The following is a 15,877-nucleotide window of genomic DNA, read 5'->3' as shown; positions in this document are numbered from 1 at the left end:
TCGTGTGTTGTTATTTCAGTACTTTTATAACAAGCGTCATCCTCTTTAGCACTAGCCACCCCAACAGCTTAGCTTTCTTCTTCGACGGTTCGAACTCCTTCTCCACGGCTCGTATGGTCGATACGTTCATCGGTTCCATAGTCGACGATCAATGCAGTAAGTCCAGCATCCTAACCTCAACTAATTATGCCCTGCTCACCTCACCGACCAACTCCTCATCTACTTCCTTCACACCTGCTAACCAGTATTCAACTAGTTCTACACCATCAATGAGTTCGATGTTCTTCAACCCCCGAGCATAAGTCCTTGCATTTTCATTAAAAGACCCAGTTGTTATGATATAGCCGCCCGCCGCTTCTTCTTTAATCACATTCGAATGCAGCAAAGCAATCGGCTCATAACCTATATCATCTTTGTAGCATTTGACCTGAGCTAAGTATTTCTCGTCTTTCACTGTAAGATCGAAATCGACACCAAAGTCCCAGGAAGGATTCGTAACCCACGCTGTACCATTGAACTTCATCTCGAAAACGTTCGCAACAAACCTTTCAAAACTAATCGGATCCTCCTTTATAAACAATTCAGAGTTTTTTTCTACAACTTCCTTACCCTCTTCTGTCTTTTCATTTTTCTTAAATCTATAATACAATCCCATGGCGAGTGTTTTCTTGATGTTTTCATCTGCTTTAATTTGTTCAGAAATCGTAAGTGCTTGATGATGATGTGACTTCCGTACAATCCATAAATGCACGAGTGCGATCGCTATGACAACAAATGCAGCCATTTCAATTAACCCCATACGTCAGCCTCCTGTTAAACGTAAGTCCCATAATTAATTCTAGACAGTGTCACAATTTTTCATACAAAAGAGGCAATCCCCCGGCAAAAAAGTGTGACTTCTACAATTCTTGAACATAGGCCTAAGAATCCTACAACCCCTCAGCTTCTTAGTACATTTAAAACCGATCTTGTAGATAACGTAGAAGATGAGGTTACTTTTGCAAACACAGTTCATAATCCAAAAGTTCACGGGAACACTTTACCTTTCCAACTATGCAGGAGGACTGAGAGCTGTAGATATCACATACACGTCAAACCCTATCCAGATTGGAAAGTATGTACCTAAGGAGCCTATTTCTGGGGTGTCTTTGTCAATCGAAACTATATTTTAGCTTCAGACATGGGAAATGGCTTGAAGGTTTTACTGAAAAAATGATGGAAACAACAAAACGAATGTACCGAAACACGAAACCCAGCGTTACTAAGTAATGATCAAGAGAGAGGCAGGTCCTCTCTCTTTTTATAATTGACTACATATCATGTGACGTCTTTTGCTTCTGTCGCGAATGATTAGTCTGCTTTACTTTATGAGATCCTTTCAACGGCTCTCCATAAGGTTGGTCAGGGCTTTTGGGTAAGTTTGGATTCTTTTGCTGCTTCGGTCCTTTAGGGGTAGACATGGTATTCTCCTCCTTCCTTTTATATGAATAGCTTTTGAAAATGGAATGATAACTATTCATTTGTTATGAAACGTCTGCATATTTGATCATTGCCTCTAAGTACTGGAATAATAATTACTTACGTTGGGAAAAATAAGTTCAAAATTATTCTGCTATTGAAAAATGACTTCCTTTTAATATTAAAAATGTCTGTGAACCAATTGGATTCACAGACAAAACATATCCTTCACTATTTTACTATGACGACTGGACACTCCGCACGTTTCGCCACTTTATGACTGACACTTCCAAGCACCATTTCCTGCAATCGATTTAACCCTCTGCTCCCGACTACTACAACACTAAAGCGATTTTCATTAGCAAATTTTACGATTGTCGGACCCGGATCACCTTTGACAATTCGCACCTCGTAGTCAATCTTTTCACTTTGCAAAATATCCTCTGTTGCATGCAGGCGCTCTCTCCTTTTTTCTTGAAGAGCCATGCTGTTCTCTTCTGATAACACATCAGTTTTGGACGTAGAACCATCGATTGTATAAATGACGGTTACTTTTCCATGCTTTTCTGAACCAGTTAATTTCACAGCCATGTGTGTGGCGCGTACAGCATGATCTGAACCATCTGACGCTAACAGAATTCGATCAAACATAGTGTATCCCTTCCCGTATATATAGTATTTTTTATTTATCAAAGGCAGAGCGTAACAAATGTCCCGCTTGTTCTAAGGCCCTTTTCCCCTGATCCAGCTTATCCGCCATGCTGACGAATCCGTGAATCATTCCATCATATCTTTTAAGAGTAACGGGAACTCCAGCTTCTTTTAAACGGTTGGCATATGCTTCCCCTTCATCACGGAGGGGATCATATTCAGCTGTGATAACAGTTGCCGGGGGCAGTCCTGAAAGGTCGTCTATTAAAAATGGTGAAGCTAACGGGTTTGCAGCATCTTCAGGTGTTCGCAAATAATGATCACGGAAATAGAACATACTGCCTTTTGTAAGAAAGTAACCTTCTGCATTTTCCCGCATTGATTCAGTTTCTGCTGTGAAATCTGTCGCTGGGTAAAAGAGCAGCTGATGAGCCAAATTAAAGGTTCCCCGCTCCTTAGCCAAATGACAAATGACTGCTGACAAATTTCCCCCTGCACTATCTCCACCGACGGCGACTTTGGAGGCATCAATGTTGAACTCTGAAGGGTGTTCGATTATCCATTGGGCCGCCGCATAACAATCATCAACAGCTGCCGGAAACTTATGCTCCGGTGCGAGACGGTAGTCGATTGATATAACGACACAGTTCGCCAAATTGGTTAGAGCACGACACACATTATCATGGGTATCCAGGTTGCCGATCACCCATCCTCCGCCATGATAAAAAACAAGCGCAGGATGGGGGCCTTCCCCTGAAGGTGTGTAAGCCCTTACATTTATATCCCCACTTAGTCCTGAAATAGACCGATTTTCAGCTTTAGCAACAGGTTCTGGCGGTTCCTCTGAATTTCCTTCTAGCTCTTGGAACGCCTGACGTGCATATACCGGGGGTAAGCTCTCTAAGGGCGGAGCTCCCGCCGCTTCTATTTGTTGAAGTAAGACTTTCACTTGCCGATCTAATACCATTTTTCATTCCCCTTTTTTGTAAAATGGTGACTTTACCTGGTAACAAATCTAATTTAATTATAGATGGAGAACATGATTATTAGCAATTTTTTATTATGAAAAAAATCTTGGCGTCGATAAGCCTAAAAATACCGAAATAATAGAGTGTATGATATGAACAAAATCATCGCTGAAATAGTAGATGATGGAGAGTTTTTTCGAATATAAACCAACCTTTGAGCATTGCTGACCGTCCTTTCTCATCTGAACGGAAAGGTCGTAGGAATCGTCGCCAATCAACCAAATAAATACGCGGGCGCTGCTGGAGTTCAAGAATGTGAAAAAGCGACCGACTTTATTTGTTTGTGCGATTCCTATCATATTCCTTTAATTTTCTTACACGACACCCCCGGTTTCCGAATTAGTATGGAGGCAGAAAAAGAAAAGATCCCAACCAAAATAAGGGTGTGGAATCAAGCACTAGCCCAATCCACTGTTCCTAAATTATCCGTAATCATCCGTAAAAGTATTGGATTGGAGCGGCCTACGGAAATATGTGCGGACCTTCTATGGGGGCTGACTTTGTTGATGCCTGGCCAACAACTGAAATTAACTTTACAGGCCTTGAAGTCGGTGTCAATGTTGTATATGGACGACAGCTACTACATTCGGAAAATCCGAAAGAAGATAGAAAAAAGTTATTAGAGAGCTGGACATTCGATAGTTCTCCTTATAAAGCGGCCTCTAAACACCTTATTGATGATGTAATTGATCCTAGTGACACAAGGAGGTTTTTGTGCCAAGCCCTAGAGTTTGCCTTCGTGAATAATGGAAGTAAAAGTGAAAGGAGACTGGCCCACCGGTTTTTAAGTTAAGGTCTCTCCTTGAGTGCCGGATGATCTCAAAAAGGCGCAACATTTAAAAATGTCGCGTCTTTTTATCCCCCCTAAACCCCCCCTTATTAGAGACGGCCATCTGCTTATAAGAAACGATAAAGTGCTGTTTACGATCTAAAAAGTTATTCCGCTAATTGAAGCTGTTTGCTTTGGCTTTTGCACCAGTAAGTCTATGTGTTTTAAGTTCACCCCCACATTGACTTCCACGTAAGTATGACTTGCTCCTTCCATCGCACAAAAGGCTCCTAACTAAACATTTTAGTTAGGAGCCTTTTGTGCGATATTCTGTTTCACAGCTTTTGGTCATTCGTAACACTACACGATTATTTATTCTCTATTTCCTCAAACAAATCAGTAAATTTAGCTACATTATCATAGGTGAACTCAAACGCCATTTTAATCTCACCATACCCCGGGTGATAAACGTAACCCTGTACTTCATAGCTACTATCGTTCTCTCTAACCTTAGTTAAATGGAAATATCTTTGAAAATACTGCCCCATCTCTTCCAGTTTCTTATTACGTTTCCTTACCCATTGTTCCTTGTTTTCCTCTGTTGGAAAGTCAGATTCCCTTAACATAGCTTCACCCCTCATAAATAGTTCAATTATTCTATTATAGATGATTATGATTGCTAAATCACCATTTTACCCTACGCTATTTATATTATCATAATATTGTGGGGTATTATGAATTAGACTTAAAATGACGCCCCAATTCCTTTACTAATTGCTTCAGCTAAATTTTCACCACATATTTATACTTTTATTACCTAACTAAGGTAACTGATGTAAATTTTCAGCGAATAAGTCCCCGGAGAGAATTTCATCCTTTCCAGGGGCTTTCCTTATTAGGTTTTAGGGTTTTCTTTCATTTCAATCAATAAAACGACTGGTTTTTGAAATAATAAAAGTGAGGGGAGGGAAAATCATGGCTCAAGGAAACAAAAAGCTCTCAAATAAAAACGCACAGCAACATGCAAGGAAAGAAGAGAAACAACCAAGAAAACGCCAGCCATAAAGAATTGATCTAGAACCAAATGTAAAAAAATGATGGGAAGTTCCTCAGGCTGTCGAGAAGTCTCGACAGCCTTCAAGTTTTTTATTCACTTTATAATATCGGGTGTGTTATGTGACTAAGCGTCTCATAACCACAACCAATTTACAATTTGGATAATGGAATCACGCCTTTGAGGATCCCATATTCTCTATAGTTTAATTATATTCCATTCATAATCTCCATCAATTTCCCCATGAATATACCTTCGAGGAAGATCTTCAATAAAATGCCCCTATTCAAAAAGACGCGTTATTCGATAAATGCGCCCGATCGTTTAAGAAATCACTTTATACTACTAGTAATAAACATTGAGGCATCTTGGTTCATAAAAATACGATTTCCGTGATAGAATGTCCTAATTTTGATGGATTTAAATCCAACTTCGGATAACATTTTTTTAAGGCTTTCATGCGAAAAACCATTATGAACCTTTGGATGATTTACTTTATCGTTTTTGTCAAAATCAATAATAATTAATTTGCCACCATTATTTAAAATATTAAATAATTCTTGTAGAATTTTTTTAGTATCCGGAATATGAAGAAGAACTAGTGACATTAAAACTATGTCTGCCTTAAGTTTAGGTGTTTCTTCGGTAAAATCTGCATAAGTCACCTTGCAGTTTGTAATTCCTTTGCTAGAAATTTTTTCTTTTGCAATATCCAACATTTGTTTTGATGAATCCACCAACAAACCAGAATCCACCAAATCCGATAATTCTAAACCGATTAGACCAGTACCACTCCCATAGTCTATTAAAGATTTTGATTTACTATTTCGTAATTCTGGTCTTACTTCCTTTACTATAACTTTGGCTAATGCAATTCGTTCTTCTGTATCATATTTTTTTGCCATCTGTTTAAAAACATTATTTCCCATATTCTACTCCTTTAGCTTAACTATTTTTCTTTACAAACTGTCCTATTTGATCTGATTTATTCCCCCATATGGCCCGTTTGCTGAATTGAAAGAATCCAGAATATCACCATAACTGTATCAAACTTTTTTATAAATTTTCGATCTTTATTTGAAATGATCAATCTTTATTATATATTATCAAACTTTATTTCAAAGCCTCATCTGTTAATTCAAGGACACGCTTTGATGTTTCAGAATTATTTAGTATTTCAGCAGGAACAGCGGTTACATCATCTCTTGAAACTCTCCATAAGGAATGGATTATCCAAGTTCAACTTTCCCTTTCTTTTCGCAACAAAAACACCCCTTCAGATAATCATATCTAAAGGGGTAAAACTTCAAAACATTTAAATATCGCATCTTTTTTACAAACGTCGCGACTTTATTTTAAATTCACAATCGTGTTTTCTAAGCGGAAAATCTATTCAACTGTCACACTTTTCGCTAGGTTTCTTGGCTTATCAACATCGCAATCACGGTGAAGCGCTGCATAATAAGAAATAAGCTGCAGTGGCACAACAGATACGAGCGGTGTTAGCAAATCATGAACATGCGGGATGACGAATGCATCGCCTTCTTTGTCTAGACCTTTCATGCTGATGATCATACTGTTGGCACCACGTGCTTCCACTTCCTGAACGTTTCCTCGGATGGAGTAGTTCACGTTCGCCTGCGTTGCAAGTGCGACAACAGGTGTACCTTCTTCGATGAGAGCGATGGTTCCGTGCTTCAACTCTCCTCCTGCAAACCCTTCTGCTTGGATGTAGGAGATTTCTTTTAGCTTAAGTGATCCTTCTAGGCCTACATAATAGTCAATGCCGCGGCCGATAAAGAAACAGTTGCGAGTCACTGACAAGTAATCACGTGCAAGTGTTTCAAGATCTTCTTTCTGGTCTGTTAGAGCTTCCATCGCATTTGCTGCAATACCCAGCTCTTGCATTGGATCAAAGTCTAGGTCGATGCCTTTTGCACGGGCTGAATCAACAGCAAGAATAGCGAGTACAGCCATTTGCGCTGTATAAGCTTTTGTTGATGCCACGGCAATCTCCGGGCCTGCATGCAAGTGCATCGTGTAATCCGCTTCTCGGGAAAGGGTTGATCCAGGTACGTTTGTGACCGTTAAAGCTGGGTGGCCTAATTTTTTCGTTTGAACTAGGACAGAACGGCTGTCTGCTGTTTCACCGCTTTGAGAAATGTAAACGAACAATGGCTTTTCAGAAAGAAGCGGCATGTTATAAGAAAACTCACTTGCTACATGAACTTCTACTGGGATGTTAGCCAATTTTTCAATAAACTGTTTCCCTAAAAGACCGGCGTGATAACTTGTGCCTGCTGCAATGATATAAATACGGTCACAGGCTTTCATCGCTGCACGGATCTCTGGATCTAGTTTAATTTCATCGTTTTCGTTCTGATACTCTTGGATGATTTTACGAATAACGAACGGCTGTTCATCGATTTCTTTGAGCATGAAGTGAGGATACGTTCCCTTCTCAATGTCTGTGGAATCGATTTCAGCTGTGAACGGTTCACGAGCCACTTTTTCACCGTTAGGGTCTAAGATTTCTACCTCGTTACGACGAAGGATGACTGTTTCTTTATCCATCAGCTCAAGGAATTGATCTGTAACATGAAGTGCAGCCATTGAGTCACTAGCTACAACTTTAAAGCCGTCACCAAGGCCGACAAGCAAAGGGCTCTTGTTCTTCGCTACATAAATGGTGTCGCTGTCTTCACTGTCCATAAGGGCAATCGCATAAGAACCTGTCAGCAGTTCAACAGCTTTACGGAAAGCTGCTGCCACGTCGTTAAGGTCGTTATTAAGAACTTCAATCAACTGGACAATAATTTCTGTATCTGTTTCACTTTGAAGTTCTACACCAGTTAGGTACTGATCGCGAACATCCATATAGTTCTCGATAACCCCGTTATGAACGATTGTGAATCGCTCTGTCGTACTTTGATGAGGGTGCGCATTCTCTCGGCTGGGAGCACCGTGTGTCGCCCAGCGAGTGTGACCAATCCCCATCGTTGCATGGACGTTCCCATTGACCGCTTCTCTTAATGCAGCAATCCGCCCTTTCACTTTTGAAACATTAACACCGTCTTTATGAAGTGTAGCGATTCCGGCAGAGTCATAGCCTCGATATTCAAGTTTCTCTAATCCGTTTAGCAAAATTTCCTTCGTATCTTCCTGTCCTATATAACCTACAATTCCACACATAGTTGTTATCCTCCTAAGGAGAAAGGAGTAAACGACAACCTTAAATAAGGGGCAGTCGATTACCCCTTCCCCGTTACTATTTTTTGTTTCACTTTGTACATGTGGTTTGGACAAAGAGTCGCCTCTCAGGTTTAACACATAAACATGCGGTTGAAGTGAAGCAACCGGGAGATATCCGCCGAAAACTCGATGATTCTCCTCCTCGTCAACTGTGTCTCTTCGTTCGATCACAGCCCTGGCGCTTTATGAACAAATTACCTTACGTTCCTCCTTCATGTATTTGAATAACGGCCTTGTTCCAATTTAACGAGTACAGGACATGCTACTTCGTCAAATCTCTCAAGCCAATCTTCATTTTACCCGACATCGGCTGATTTGGTCAATTATTATTTTAAGTTGTTTCCATATTGTTAATCGTATGTAATAAAGTATGCGCAGGAGGAAATCATGTGCCTTCTCCTGCGCAAGAGCTTTCGTTATTCTTTCATTCCTAATTCCTCTTCCACTACTTGAACAACTTTTTGGACATACTCCTCACATTGTTCTTCTGTCGGTGCTTCAACCATGATGCGGACAAGCGGCTCAGTTCCAGATGGACGTACGAGCACACGGCCGCTCTCCCCCATTTCTTCTTCAACAACTTGGATTGCTTCTTGAATACGTGGATGTGTCTGAACCCGTTGCTTATCAATGACACGAACATTTTTTAGAACTTGCGGGAATTTCTCCATTTCATTCGCAAGTTCTGATAACGGTTTTCCAGTTTCTTTTATGACATTGACAAGCTGAAGAGCTGTCAGCATGCCGTCACCTGTTGTGTTGTGATCCAAGAAGATAATGTGCCCAGACTGTTCACCGCCGAGGTTATAGCCGCCGCGACGCATTTCTTCCATCACATAACGATCACCTACTGCTGTTTTATCACTCTTCATGCCTTGAGCCTCAATCGCTTTATAAAAGCCAAGGTTACTCATTACTGTAGAGACAACAGTTGAATGGTTCAATGTCCCTTTTTCATTCATATATTTTGCACAAACATACATGATCCGGTCGCCATCAACGATGCTGCCTTTTTCATCAACAGCGATTAAGCGGTCGCCATCTCCGTCAAAAGCTAAACCAATATTTGCACCCTTGTCCTTAACGAGTTGCTGCAATGACTCTGGATGCGTTGATCCAATATCTTTATTAATATTCAATCCATCTGGAGAGGAACCAATTGATGATATATCCGCTTCCAAATCCGCAAATAAATGAGAAGCTAGCGATGATGTCGCCCCGTTCGCACAATCAAGAGCAATATGCAACCCTTCAAAATCGAAATCTATGGTTTGCTTCAGATGCTGCATGTACTTTTGACCACCTTCGAAGTAGTCATTGATCTGTCCAAGATCCGCCCCTGATGGACGAGGTAATGTATCCTCTTCCCCATCGATCAATGCTTCAATCTCTAGTTCCTGAGCATCTGTTAATTTAAACCCATCAGGACCGAAGAATTTAATCCCATTATCCTCAACGGGGTTATGTGACGCTGAGATCATGATACCCGCTTCAGCTTGAAGAGCTTTTGTTAAGTAGGCTACTCCAGGAGTAGAAATGACACCAAGGCGCATAACTTCTGCACCAATCGATAGAAGTCCAGCAGCAAGTGCTCCCTCAAACATTTCACCTGAAATACGTGTATCTCGTCCAATTAATATTTTCGGTCTTTGGACGTTTTTGGTCAGCACATAGCCGCCAAAACGTCCCAGTTTAAAAGCAAACTCGGGTGTGAGCTCCTTATTAGCAACACCACGAACACCATCTGTTCCAAAATATTTACCCATATATAGCAACCTCTCTTTCCTAATTCCCTATTATAGTGTGTGTTCAAAAGAATGAGAACGTCGACACGAGCACGTCTTGTGCGCGCAAGAAGTTCGAAGCGCGAAAGTTTTGAGGACCACAGCGTATGCCTTACATACGTGAGGACCGGAAAACCGAGCAACGAAGAAATGCACCGTTTATCATTTGGTTGACTGTTTGAACATCCTCTTATACATTATCCATTTATCTATTGCCCTTGTTGGTCTACATTTATTTCAACTTCTATTGTTTTAGGATCGACACTATTGACTCCATCTGGCAATGGGATTTCAATTTCTTCTGTCTGATCCCCTGAAATTTCTGTCACATCAACTGGGACGTCACTTAAGCTGTCTATCTGAGCAAGCACATCTTTAGGGCCACTGATCACTACTTCCTCCGTCTCGGAAGTGATAGAATCAATAATAACTCCTTCAGGTGCTCCTCCTTTAGGCGTAAATGAAATCGGCACCGCCTTCTTTGGTTTGGTAAGAGGGACGGTTACCTCCACCGTTGATGGGTCTAGCAAGACATTCAGCTCATTCCCTTGTGCATCATAGACTTTCACGGGAGCTTCCACATCTTCAATGGTACCCTTAGCTGATCCGACATCAATTATTGTTTGGACAAGAGCCACACGGTCGATCACACTTGCTGATCCAGTGATGGTAACCTCTTCTGGATCAACCTTGGCTTCCCCTATCACAAATTCGTTTTCAATTTCACTCTCATTAATATAATCCACATTTACCCCAACGTCTTCGCTATCTTTCTCCTCGATTGTCACTTCGACTACTTTAGGGTCAATATTGACAGTTAAATTGCTCGTTATACCTGTGTGCTGAAGAGATACTTCGTGTGTGCCTGGACCTAAATCCGTTAAATCCGCAAATACCGTAAAATTTTGTTGCCTGACGACAGGGGTTATGGCACTGTTCGAACCTTCAACAGTGACCACAACGTTCTGGGGCAGCCCACTTACAACATATTGCTCGCTATCAAAACGAACCTCAATGGGAACATTATTCATAATTTCCATTTCAGAAGAACCCTCACCTAACCATTGATCTTCTGAATCCATATTATCATCAATATTAATAGACACCCATAAAAGTACGGCTAAAAGCAATGAGATAATTCGAATAAACCATCGGTTCCTAAATAAATTATCCATTCTTTTTCCCCCTCCAGTTCCATGATTTTGAGGCAGGGGTCTTGGATCCAAAATCAAGCTCATTTCTAAGGATACTTTCTAGGGTTTCTTGATTCAATCCCCTATGGAGCTCACCGCTTTTCGTACAGGAAATCGCTCCTGTTTCCTCTGATACGACAATCGTAAGGGCATCGGTCACTTCGCTGATCCCCATCGCTGCTCTATGTCTCGTACCCAATTCTTTTGAAATAAACGGGCTTTCTGATAATGGTAAATAGCAGGCGGCCGCCACAATTTCATTATCTTTAAGTATCACTGCACCGTCATGGAGCGGTGTGTTCGGTATAAATATGTTCGTTAAGAGTTCGTTCGACAAGTGTCCGCCGACAGCAATTCCCGTTTCAACGTAATCACCCATCCCTGTTTCACGTTCAATCGTAATCAAAGCACCAATACGCCGTTTCGCCATATAGTTGCACGACTTAATAATCGATTGAATCGACTTTTCCTTATCTTCCTCTTCAGCGGACGTCCTGCTAAAGAAACTGCCGCGCCCTAATTGTTCAAGAGCTCTCCTTAATTCGGGCTGGAATAAAATAATAATCCCAAGAAAACCCCAAGTCATTGCTTGTGACATCAGCCACCTTAGTGTGGTCAGTCCAGTTAAGTTACTCAATAACCATATACCGAGTATCACGAAGATCCCTTTCAACAGCTGAACGGCCTTCGTTCCTTGGATAAGCATGATTAATTTATATACAACAAACCAGACAAGGGCGATATCAATTGCTATTAAAAGATAATCTAATACATCATTTCCCCCATCAAGCATGCCTACACTTCCTTTTATAAAAAATTGCCATAGCCTGTGTTATTATATCATACTTTTACTTTTGCGAATATTATTAGACTGGTTAGCCTAGGAAATTCGGTTAAAATCATCCAATTAAAATTTGATTTATATCGACAAGCCCTGTACTAGTTCGGACATCCCCCTTTATGTGTAAGAGGATGGATCAACATGGAGCCACACCCTGCCCATATAAAGGACGAGAAGGACCACTATGAGCCATTCATAGTGGTCACTTTGTCATTATTTATTCAAAGGAAAAGAGGTCAGTTGTGAACTTTTTCGTATGATACCACATCCACTCAAATACTTGGTTAACCTCATTTATTTCACCGCTGACATATGCCTGATACTTCTTCCCGTTCGTAATATCACCAAGACCGTCATCCGTTACTATATCGCCGTTAATTAATGTAATGTCTCCGTTAATCTTTCCATCGACTTTCAGATCTCCGTTGCGAACGACCAAATCACCTTCAACAGTCACTCCATCAGGCACGATAACCGTATTATTTTGAATCACCAAGTCATCTTGCTTAGATACGGTAACTTGATGGTCTTGATTCCAGGCAAAGAAGATGCCACTAAACATTAATATAAAAAATACAGCAGCTGCTGTAACCATTGGATGCCTTTGTAACCAGCGCACGTAATTCCTTCTCTTTTTCTCTTTAGGCAAGCCGGCCATCACATTGGCAGTGAAATTTGAAGGTGCCGTCACAGGTCCGGCATTTTTCACTAATGTAATCGAACGTTTCAGCTCATGGAAATGATTCTGACAGGATGGACATACTTGTAAGTGATCGCGTAGTCGTCTCTCTTCTTCTTTCACTAAGTCGCCATCCAAATATTTATGCATAAGAGCCACAACTTCTTTATTGCAATTCAATTCCCTCAACTCCTTTACACATGTCGAAGCCTCTTACGCAAGGCCTCCCTGCCCCGGTGAACTCTTGTCTTAACCGTCCCTATAGGAATATCCAGAATTTCCGCAATCTCCTGAAGAGCCAGTTCATCTAAATATCTTAATACAATGACACTGCGGTACTTAGGGGGCAGGGCCAGAATTTCTCGGTGAATGTAGCTTTGTAACTCTAAACTCTCCACCTCTTCCTCCGGCAACGCTTGATCGATCGCCAATTGAGAATACATATCTAATCCATCCGTTCCTCTTACCTCAGCATCAAGATAGTAATCAGGCTTCTTTTTCCTAATTCGATCGATCGTTAAGTTAGTTGCGATACGATATAACCAGGTAGAGAATTTTCGCCGTTCATCAAACGTATGAATATTCGTATATGCTCGAATAAAGGCCTCTTGAGCAAGGTCTTCTGCTTCGTATGCATTCCCAATCATCCGATAACAGATATAGTAAACTTTATTTTGATAAAAGGATACTATATCCTCGAAAGCTGATTGGTCACCTTTCCTTACTTCTTTAATTTTCTGATTAATCATCGTTTCCATTTACTATACCTCCGCCATTTGCGGTTGTTTTTCTAATACGAATGAGAATACCTAAAGGTTTCAAAAGTATGATAAAAATTTTTCTTTAACTAACCCTATGTTTATTATATATTAAAAAGGGTACAAGAAAAATAAATGAAATAATTTTCCAAAGGAAGTGGTAAAAAATGGGGTGTGAATATGGATATGAAATGAAATTACTTGAAGAAATTGAAGCTTGTAGAAAGGAAATGAGCAGGCTGGTCTGCGAAAATTCACTAACCTCTGAAAATGTTGTTCAGATCAGTGTAAAGCTTGATTGTTTATTAAATGAATTTGATAACATAAAACAAAAGCAACTCACCCCGCAAGAGGTAAGCTGCTCCTAGCTCTTCAAATTACTTTAAACTCTCTCCAAATAATGACCCCATTAAGCCTACAGCCATATTTGCTGTTTTATTTTTCTCATCCAGAATGGGATTCACCTCTACAAATTCCGCGGATGTGATCATTTCAGATTGATACAGCATCTCCATAGCCAAATGACTCTCCCGATAACTCAATCCACCCATTACCGGTGTACCTACACCCGGCGCTTCATCAGGATCTAACCCATCTAAATCCAAGCTCAAATGAACCCCATCAGTATGGTCTTTTAAATAAGTGATTGATTCTTGCACGACCTGTGTCATACCCATACGATCTACCTCATGCATGCTATATACTTTTATGCCTTTTTCCTTAATTAGCACTCTTTCACCTTCGTCTAAAGAGCGAGCGCCAATAATTACAATATTTTCAGGTTTAATTTTAGGCTCATAACCGAGAATGCCTGTCAGCTTTTCATGACCAATGCCGAGACTGACAGCTAATGGCATCCCATGAATATTTCCTGATGGTGAGCTGTCACCCGTATTTAAATCTCCGTGAGCATCATACCAGATTACTCCTAAATTGTCATAATGCTTTGAGATACCAGCTAATGTACCCATTGCAATACTATGGTCGCCGCCAAGGACAAGTGGGAAATCTCCTTTTTCCACTACTTCATCCACAGCAACAGCTAAACGATGACTGCCTTCTGTAATTTCGTTTAAATTACGAAGGTTGTCCAGCTTATTATCATCCTTTTTATTTGGGAGCGGAATATCAATATCACCTAAATCCTCAATCGTGTACTTTAAATTCTCCAGACGCTCAACTACACCAGCATAACGAATGGCGCTCGGGCCCATATCGACACCTCGGCGCATTTGACCTAGATCCATTGGTACACCAATAATTGAAAGTTGTTTATTCATAATAAGTTTCCTCCTTTATTCCTTACTTTAATTGTAGACGGTTTCATATGAATGACTCAACTGGACATTTTTCTGCATATATATACGTTATTTGCCCTGTGTAAGCCAATTTAATGCATGAATAATATCTTCAGCAATGAAGTCAATTGTCGGACGCTTATCTAATTGCTTCCACTCTTTAAGAGATGCCTTACCCGCTCCTGTTTGCACGAGAATACTCATACATCCAGCCTGACCAGCTGCTGTCATATCCTTCAAGCGATCACCAATTACACAACATTCGCTAGGAAGTAACTCGTGATCACGACAAGCCAGCTCAATCATGCCGGCCTTTGGTTTGCGACAATTGCAGTGATCAACCGGGAGATGTGGACAGACATACACTCCATCCATACCAAATCCATACAACTCTTCACGAAAACTTTCAATTGTAGCCCGTCCCTCAGCAATGCCAGGCTGATTAGTGAAAGAATAAAGTTTAATACCTTCTACTTGTACTTCCTGGAGTTTCTCCTGGACACCGGGATATAAACCAAAATCCCCTGGGTATTCAATTTGATCTGATCCACCAAGAGTACCATCACGATCTAAAAAAATAGCTTTCATTTACATTTCCCCCTTATTTTATCTATCTTATCGTGACGAAAAGCCCCGATTATATAACTTTACTTTAATCTTTAATAAGGCATATGAGGCCGTTCCAAACTTGCATTTACGTGCCACTAGGATAATTGCATATAAAAAGTGATTATTTTTAATAAAGTTACAGAAGGGTTAGAAGCTTTTATTATACAAAAGAGGCTGACATCTAATATGACGTCAGCCTCTAAACTATATGTATTGGTGGAGCCTAGCGGGATCGAACCGCTGACCTCCTGCGTGCAAAGCAGGCGCTCTCCCAGCTGAGCTAAGGCCCCTTGTTTTATTATAAAAAAACGGACGTTGCAAAAGCAATATCCGTTTCTGATGAGCCATGGAGGGCTCGAACCTCCGACCCTCTGATTAAAAGTCAGATGCTCTACCAGCTGAGCTAATGGCTCTTAATAAAAGTAAATCAAGTGAATCTCGTGAATCTCGTACGCTTAAAAAGTGATGCTCATTTAGTTGTAAGTCCCCCGTACGAGGGTTTG

The 15,877-nt window shown here is 40.7% G+C and carries 15 protein-coding genes, 2 tRNA genes and 2 pseudogenes; 3 read left to right on the top strand and 16 right to left on the bottom strand.

What is annotated here, in order from left to right; genetic code table 11:
- Positions 1 to 184: 184 nt before the first annotated feature.
- Positions 185 to 799, bottom strand: a complete 615-nt coding sequence (locus MUO14_RS13490; protein WP_244751185.1) for a restriction endonuclease — start codon at positions 797 to 799, stop codon at positions 185 to 187.
- 123 nt (positions 800 to 922) lie between these two features.
- Here MUO14_RS13490 and MUO14_RS13485 point away from each other — a divergent pair.
- Positions 923 to 1,216: pseudogene (locus tag MUO14_RS13485) on the top strand (LVIVD repeat-containing protein); the annotation flags it as partial.
- Positions 1,217 to 1,310: 94 nt separating this feature from the next.
- Here the strand turns inward: MUO14_RS13485 and MUO14_RS13480 are convergent.
- The 3 genes from MUO14_RS13480 to MUO14_RS13470 form a co-directional block, all read right to left on the bottom strand.
- Positions 1,311 to 1,460, bottom strand: coding sequence for a small acid-soluble spore protein P (locus MUO14_RS13480; RefSeq protein WP_244751184.1), 150 nt, complete (start codon positions 1,458 to 1,460; stop codon positions 1,311 to 1,313).
- Between the two features lie 229 nt (positions 1,461 to 1,689).
- A complete protein-coding gene (locus MUO14_RS13475) occupies positions 1,690 to 2,109 on the bottom strand; it encodes a universal stress protein (protein WP_244751183.1) in 420 nt (139 codons plus the stop codon).
- Positions 2,110 to 2,140: 31 nt separating this feature from the next.
- Positions 2,141 to 3,076 (bottom strand): alpha/beta hydrolase, encoded by a 936-nt coding sequence (locus MUO14_RS13470; protein ID WP_244751182.1) that lies wholly within the window; start codon positions 3,074 to 3,076, stop codon positions 2,141 to 2,143.
- 132 nt (positions 3,077 to 3,208) lie between these two features.
- Here MUO14_RS13470 and MUO14_RS13465 point away from each other — a divergent pair.
- Positions 3,209 to 3,930: pseudogene (locus MUO14_RS13465) on the top strand (carboxyl transferase domain-containing protein); the annotation flags it as partial.
- A 344-nt stretch (positions 3,931 to 4,274) separates the two neighbouring features.
- Here the strand turns inward: MUO14_RS13465 and MUO14_RS13460 are convergent.
- The 8 genes from MUO14_RS13460 to sigW form a co-directional block, all read right to left on the bottom strand.
- Positions 4,275 to 4,532 carry a hypothetical protein gene (locus tag MUO14_RS13460; RefSeq protein ID WP_244751181.1) on the bottom strand — a complete coding sequence of 86 codons (258 nt, stop codon included), beginning with the start codon at positions 4,530 to 4,532 and terminating at the stop codon, positions 4,275 to 4,277.
- A gap of 760 nt (positions 4,533 to 5,292) precedes the next feature.
- Positions 5,293 to 5,889 (bottom strand): class I SAM-dependent methyltransferase, encoded by a 597-nt coding sequence (locus MUO14_RS13455; RefSeq protein ID WP_244751180.1) that lies wholly within the window; start codon positions 5,887 to 5,889, stop codon positions 5,293 to 5,295.
- A gap of 460 nt (positions 5,890 to 6,349) precedes the next feature.
- Positions 6,350 to 8,152, bottom strand: coding sequence for a glutamine--fructose-6-phosphate transaminase (isomerizing) (gene glmS, locus MUO14_RS13450; protein WP_244751179.1), 1,803 nt, complete (start codon positions 8,150 to 8,152; stop codon positions 6,350 to 6,352).
- Positions 8,153 to 8,628: 476 nt separating this feature from the next.
- Positions 8,629 to 9,978, bottom strand: a complete 1,350-nt coding sequence (glmM, locus tag MUO14_RS13445; RefSeq protein ID WP_244751178.1) for a phosphoglucosamine mutase — start codon at positions 9,976 to 9,978, stop codon at positions 8,629 to 8,631.
- 227 nt (positions 9,979 to 10,205) lie between these two features.
- A complete protein-coding gene (locus tag MUO14_RS13440) occupies positions 10,206 to 11,171 on the bottom strand; it encodes a CdaR family protein (RefSeq protein WP_244751177.1) in 966 nt (321 codons plus the stop codon).
- A complete protein-coding gene (gene cdaA / locus MUO14_RS13435; RefSeq protein ID WP_244751176.1) occupies positions 11,164 to 11,982 on the bottom strand; it encodes a diadenylate cyclase CdaA in 819 nt (272 codons plus the stop codon). The genes MUO14_RS13440 and cdaA overlap by 8 nt, the downstream gene beginning before the upstream one ends.
- Positions 11,983 to 12,247: 265 nt before the next feature.
- A complete protein-coding gene (locus MUO14_RS13430; protein ID WP_244751175.1) occupies positions 12,248 to 12,889 on the bottom strand; it encodes an anti-sigma factor family protein in 642 nt (213 codons plus the stop codon).
- A 14-nt stretch (positions 12,890 to 12,903) separates the two neighbouring features.
- On the bottom strand, positions 12,904 to 13,467 hold the full coding sequence (sigW, locus tag MUO14_RS13425; protein ID WP_244751174.1) for an RNA polymerase sigma factor SigW: 564 nt from the start codon (positions 13,465 to 13,467) through the stop codon (positions 12,904 to 12,906).
- A 167-nt stretch (positions 13,468 to 13,634) separates the two neighbouring features.
- On the opposite strand from sigW, the gene MUO14_RS13420 reads away from it, so the two are divergent.
- A complete protein-coding gene (locus tag MUO14_RS13420) occupies positions 13,635 to 13,835 on the top strand; it encodes an aspartyl-phosphate phosphatase Spo0E family protein (protein ID WP_244751173.1) in 201 nt (66 codons plus the stop codon).
- A gap of 9 nt (positions 13,836 to 13,844) precedes the next feature.
- Here the strand turns inward: MUO14_RS13420 and rocF are convergent, their stop codons facing one another.
- From rocF to MUO14_RS13400, 4 genes are all read right to left on the bottom strand, one after another.
- Positions 13,845 to 14,747, bottom strand: coding sequence for an arginase (gene rocF, locus MUO14_RS13415; RefSeq protein ID WP_244751172.1), 903 nt, complete (start codon positions 14,745 to 14,747; stop codon positions 13,845 to 13,847).
- A gap of 87 nt (positions 14,748 to 14,834) precedes the next feature.
- Positions 14,835 to 15,353 (bottom strand): HAD-IIIA family hydrolase, encoded by a 519-nt coding sequence (locus MUO14_RS13410; RefSeq protein WP_244751171.1) that lies wholly within the window; start codon positions 15,351 to 15,353, stop codon positions 14,835 to 14,837.
- A 235-nt stretch (positions 15,354 to 15,588) separates the two neighbouring features.
- Positions 15,589 to 15,664: transfer RNA gene (locus MUO14_RS13405), tRNA-Ala, on the bottom strand.
- A gap of 50 nt (positions 15,665 to 15,714) precedes the next feature.
- Positions 15,715 to 15,787, bottom strand: a tRNA-Lys gene (locus MUO14_RS13400).
- Positions 15,788 to 15,877: the final 90 nt, after the last annotated feature.

The organism is Halobacillus shinanisalinarum (genome assembly GCF_022919835.1).
Classification (GTDB): Bacteria; Bacillota; Bacilli; order Bacillales; family Halobacillaceae; genus Halobacillus_A; species Halobacillus_A shinanisalinarum.
Note: the sequence above shows the minus strand (reverse complement) of the source record. Positions and strands in the feature narration are given on the sequence as shown.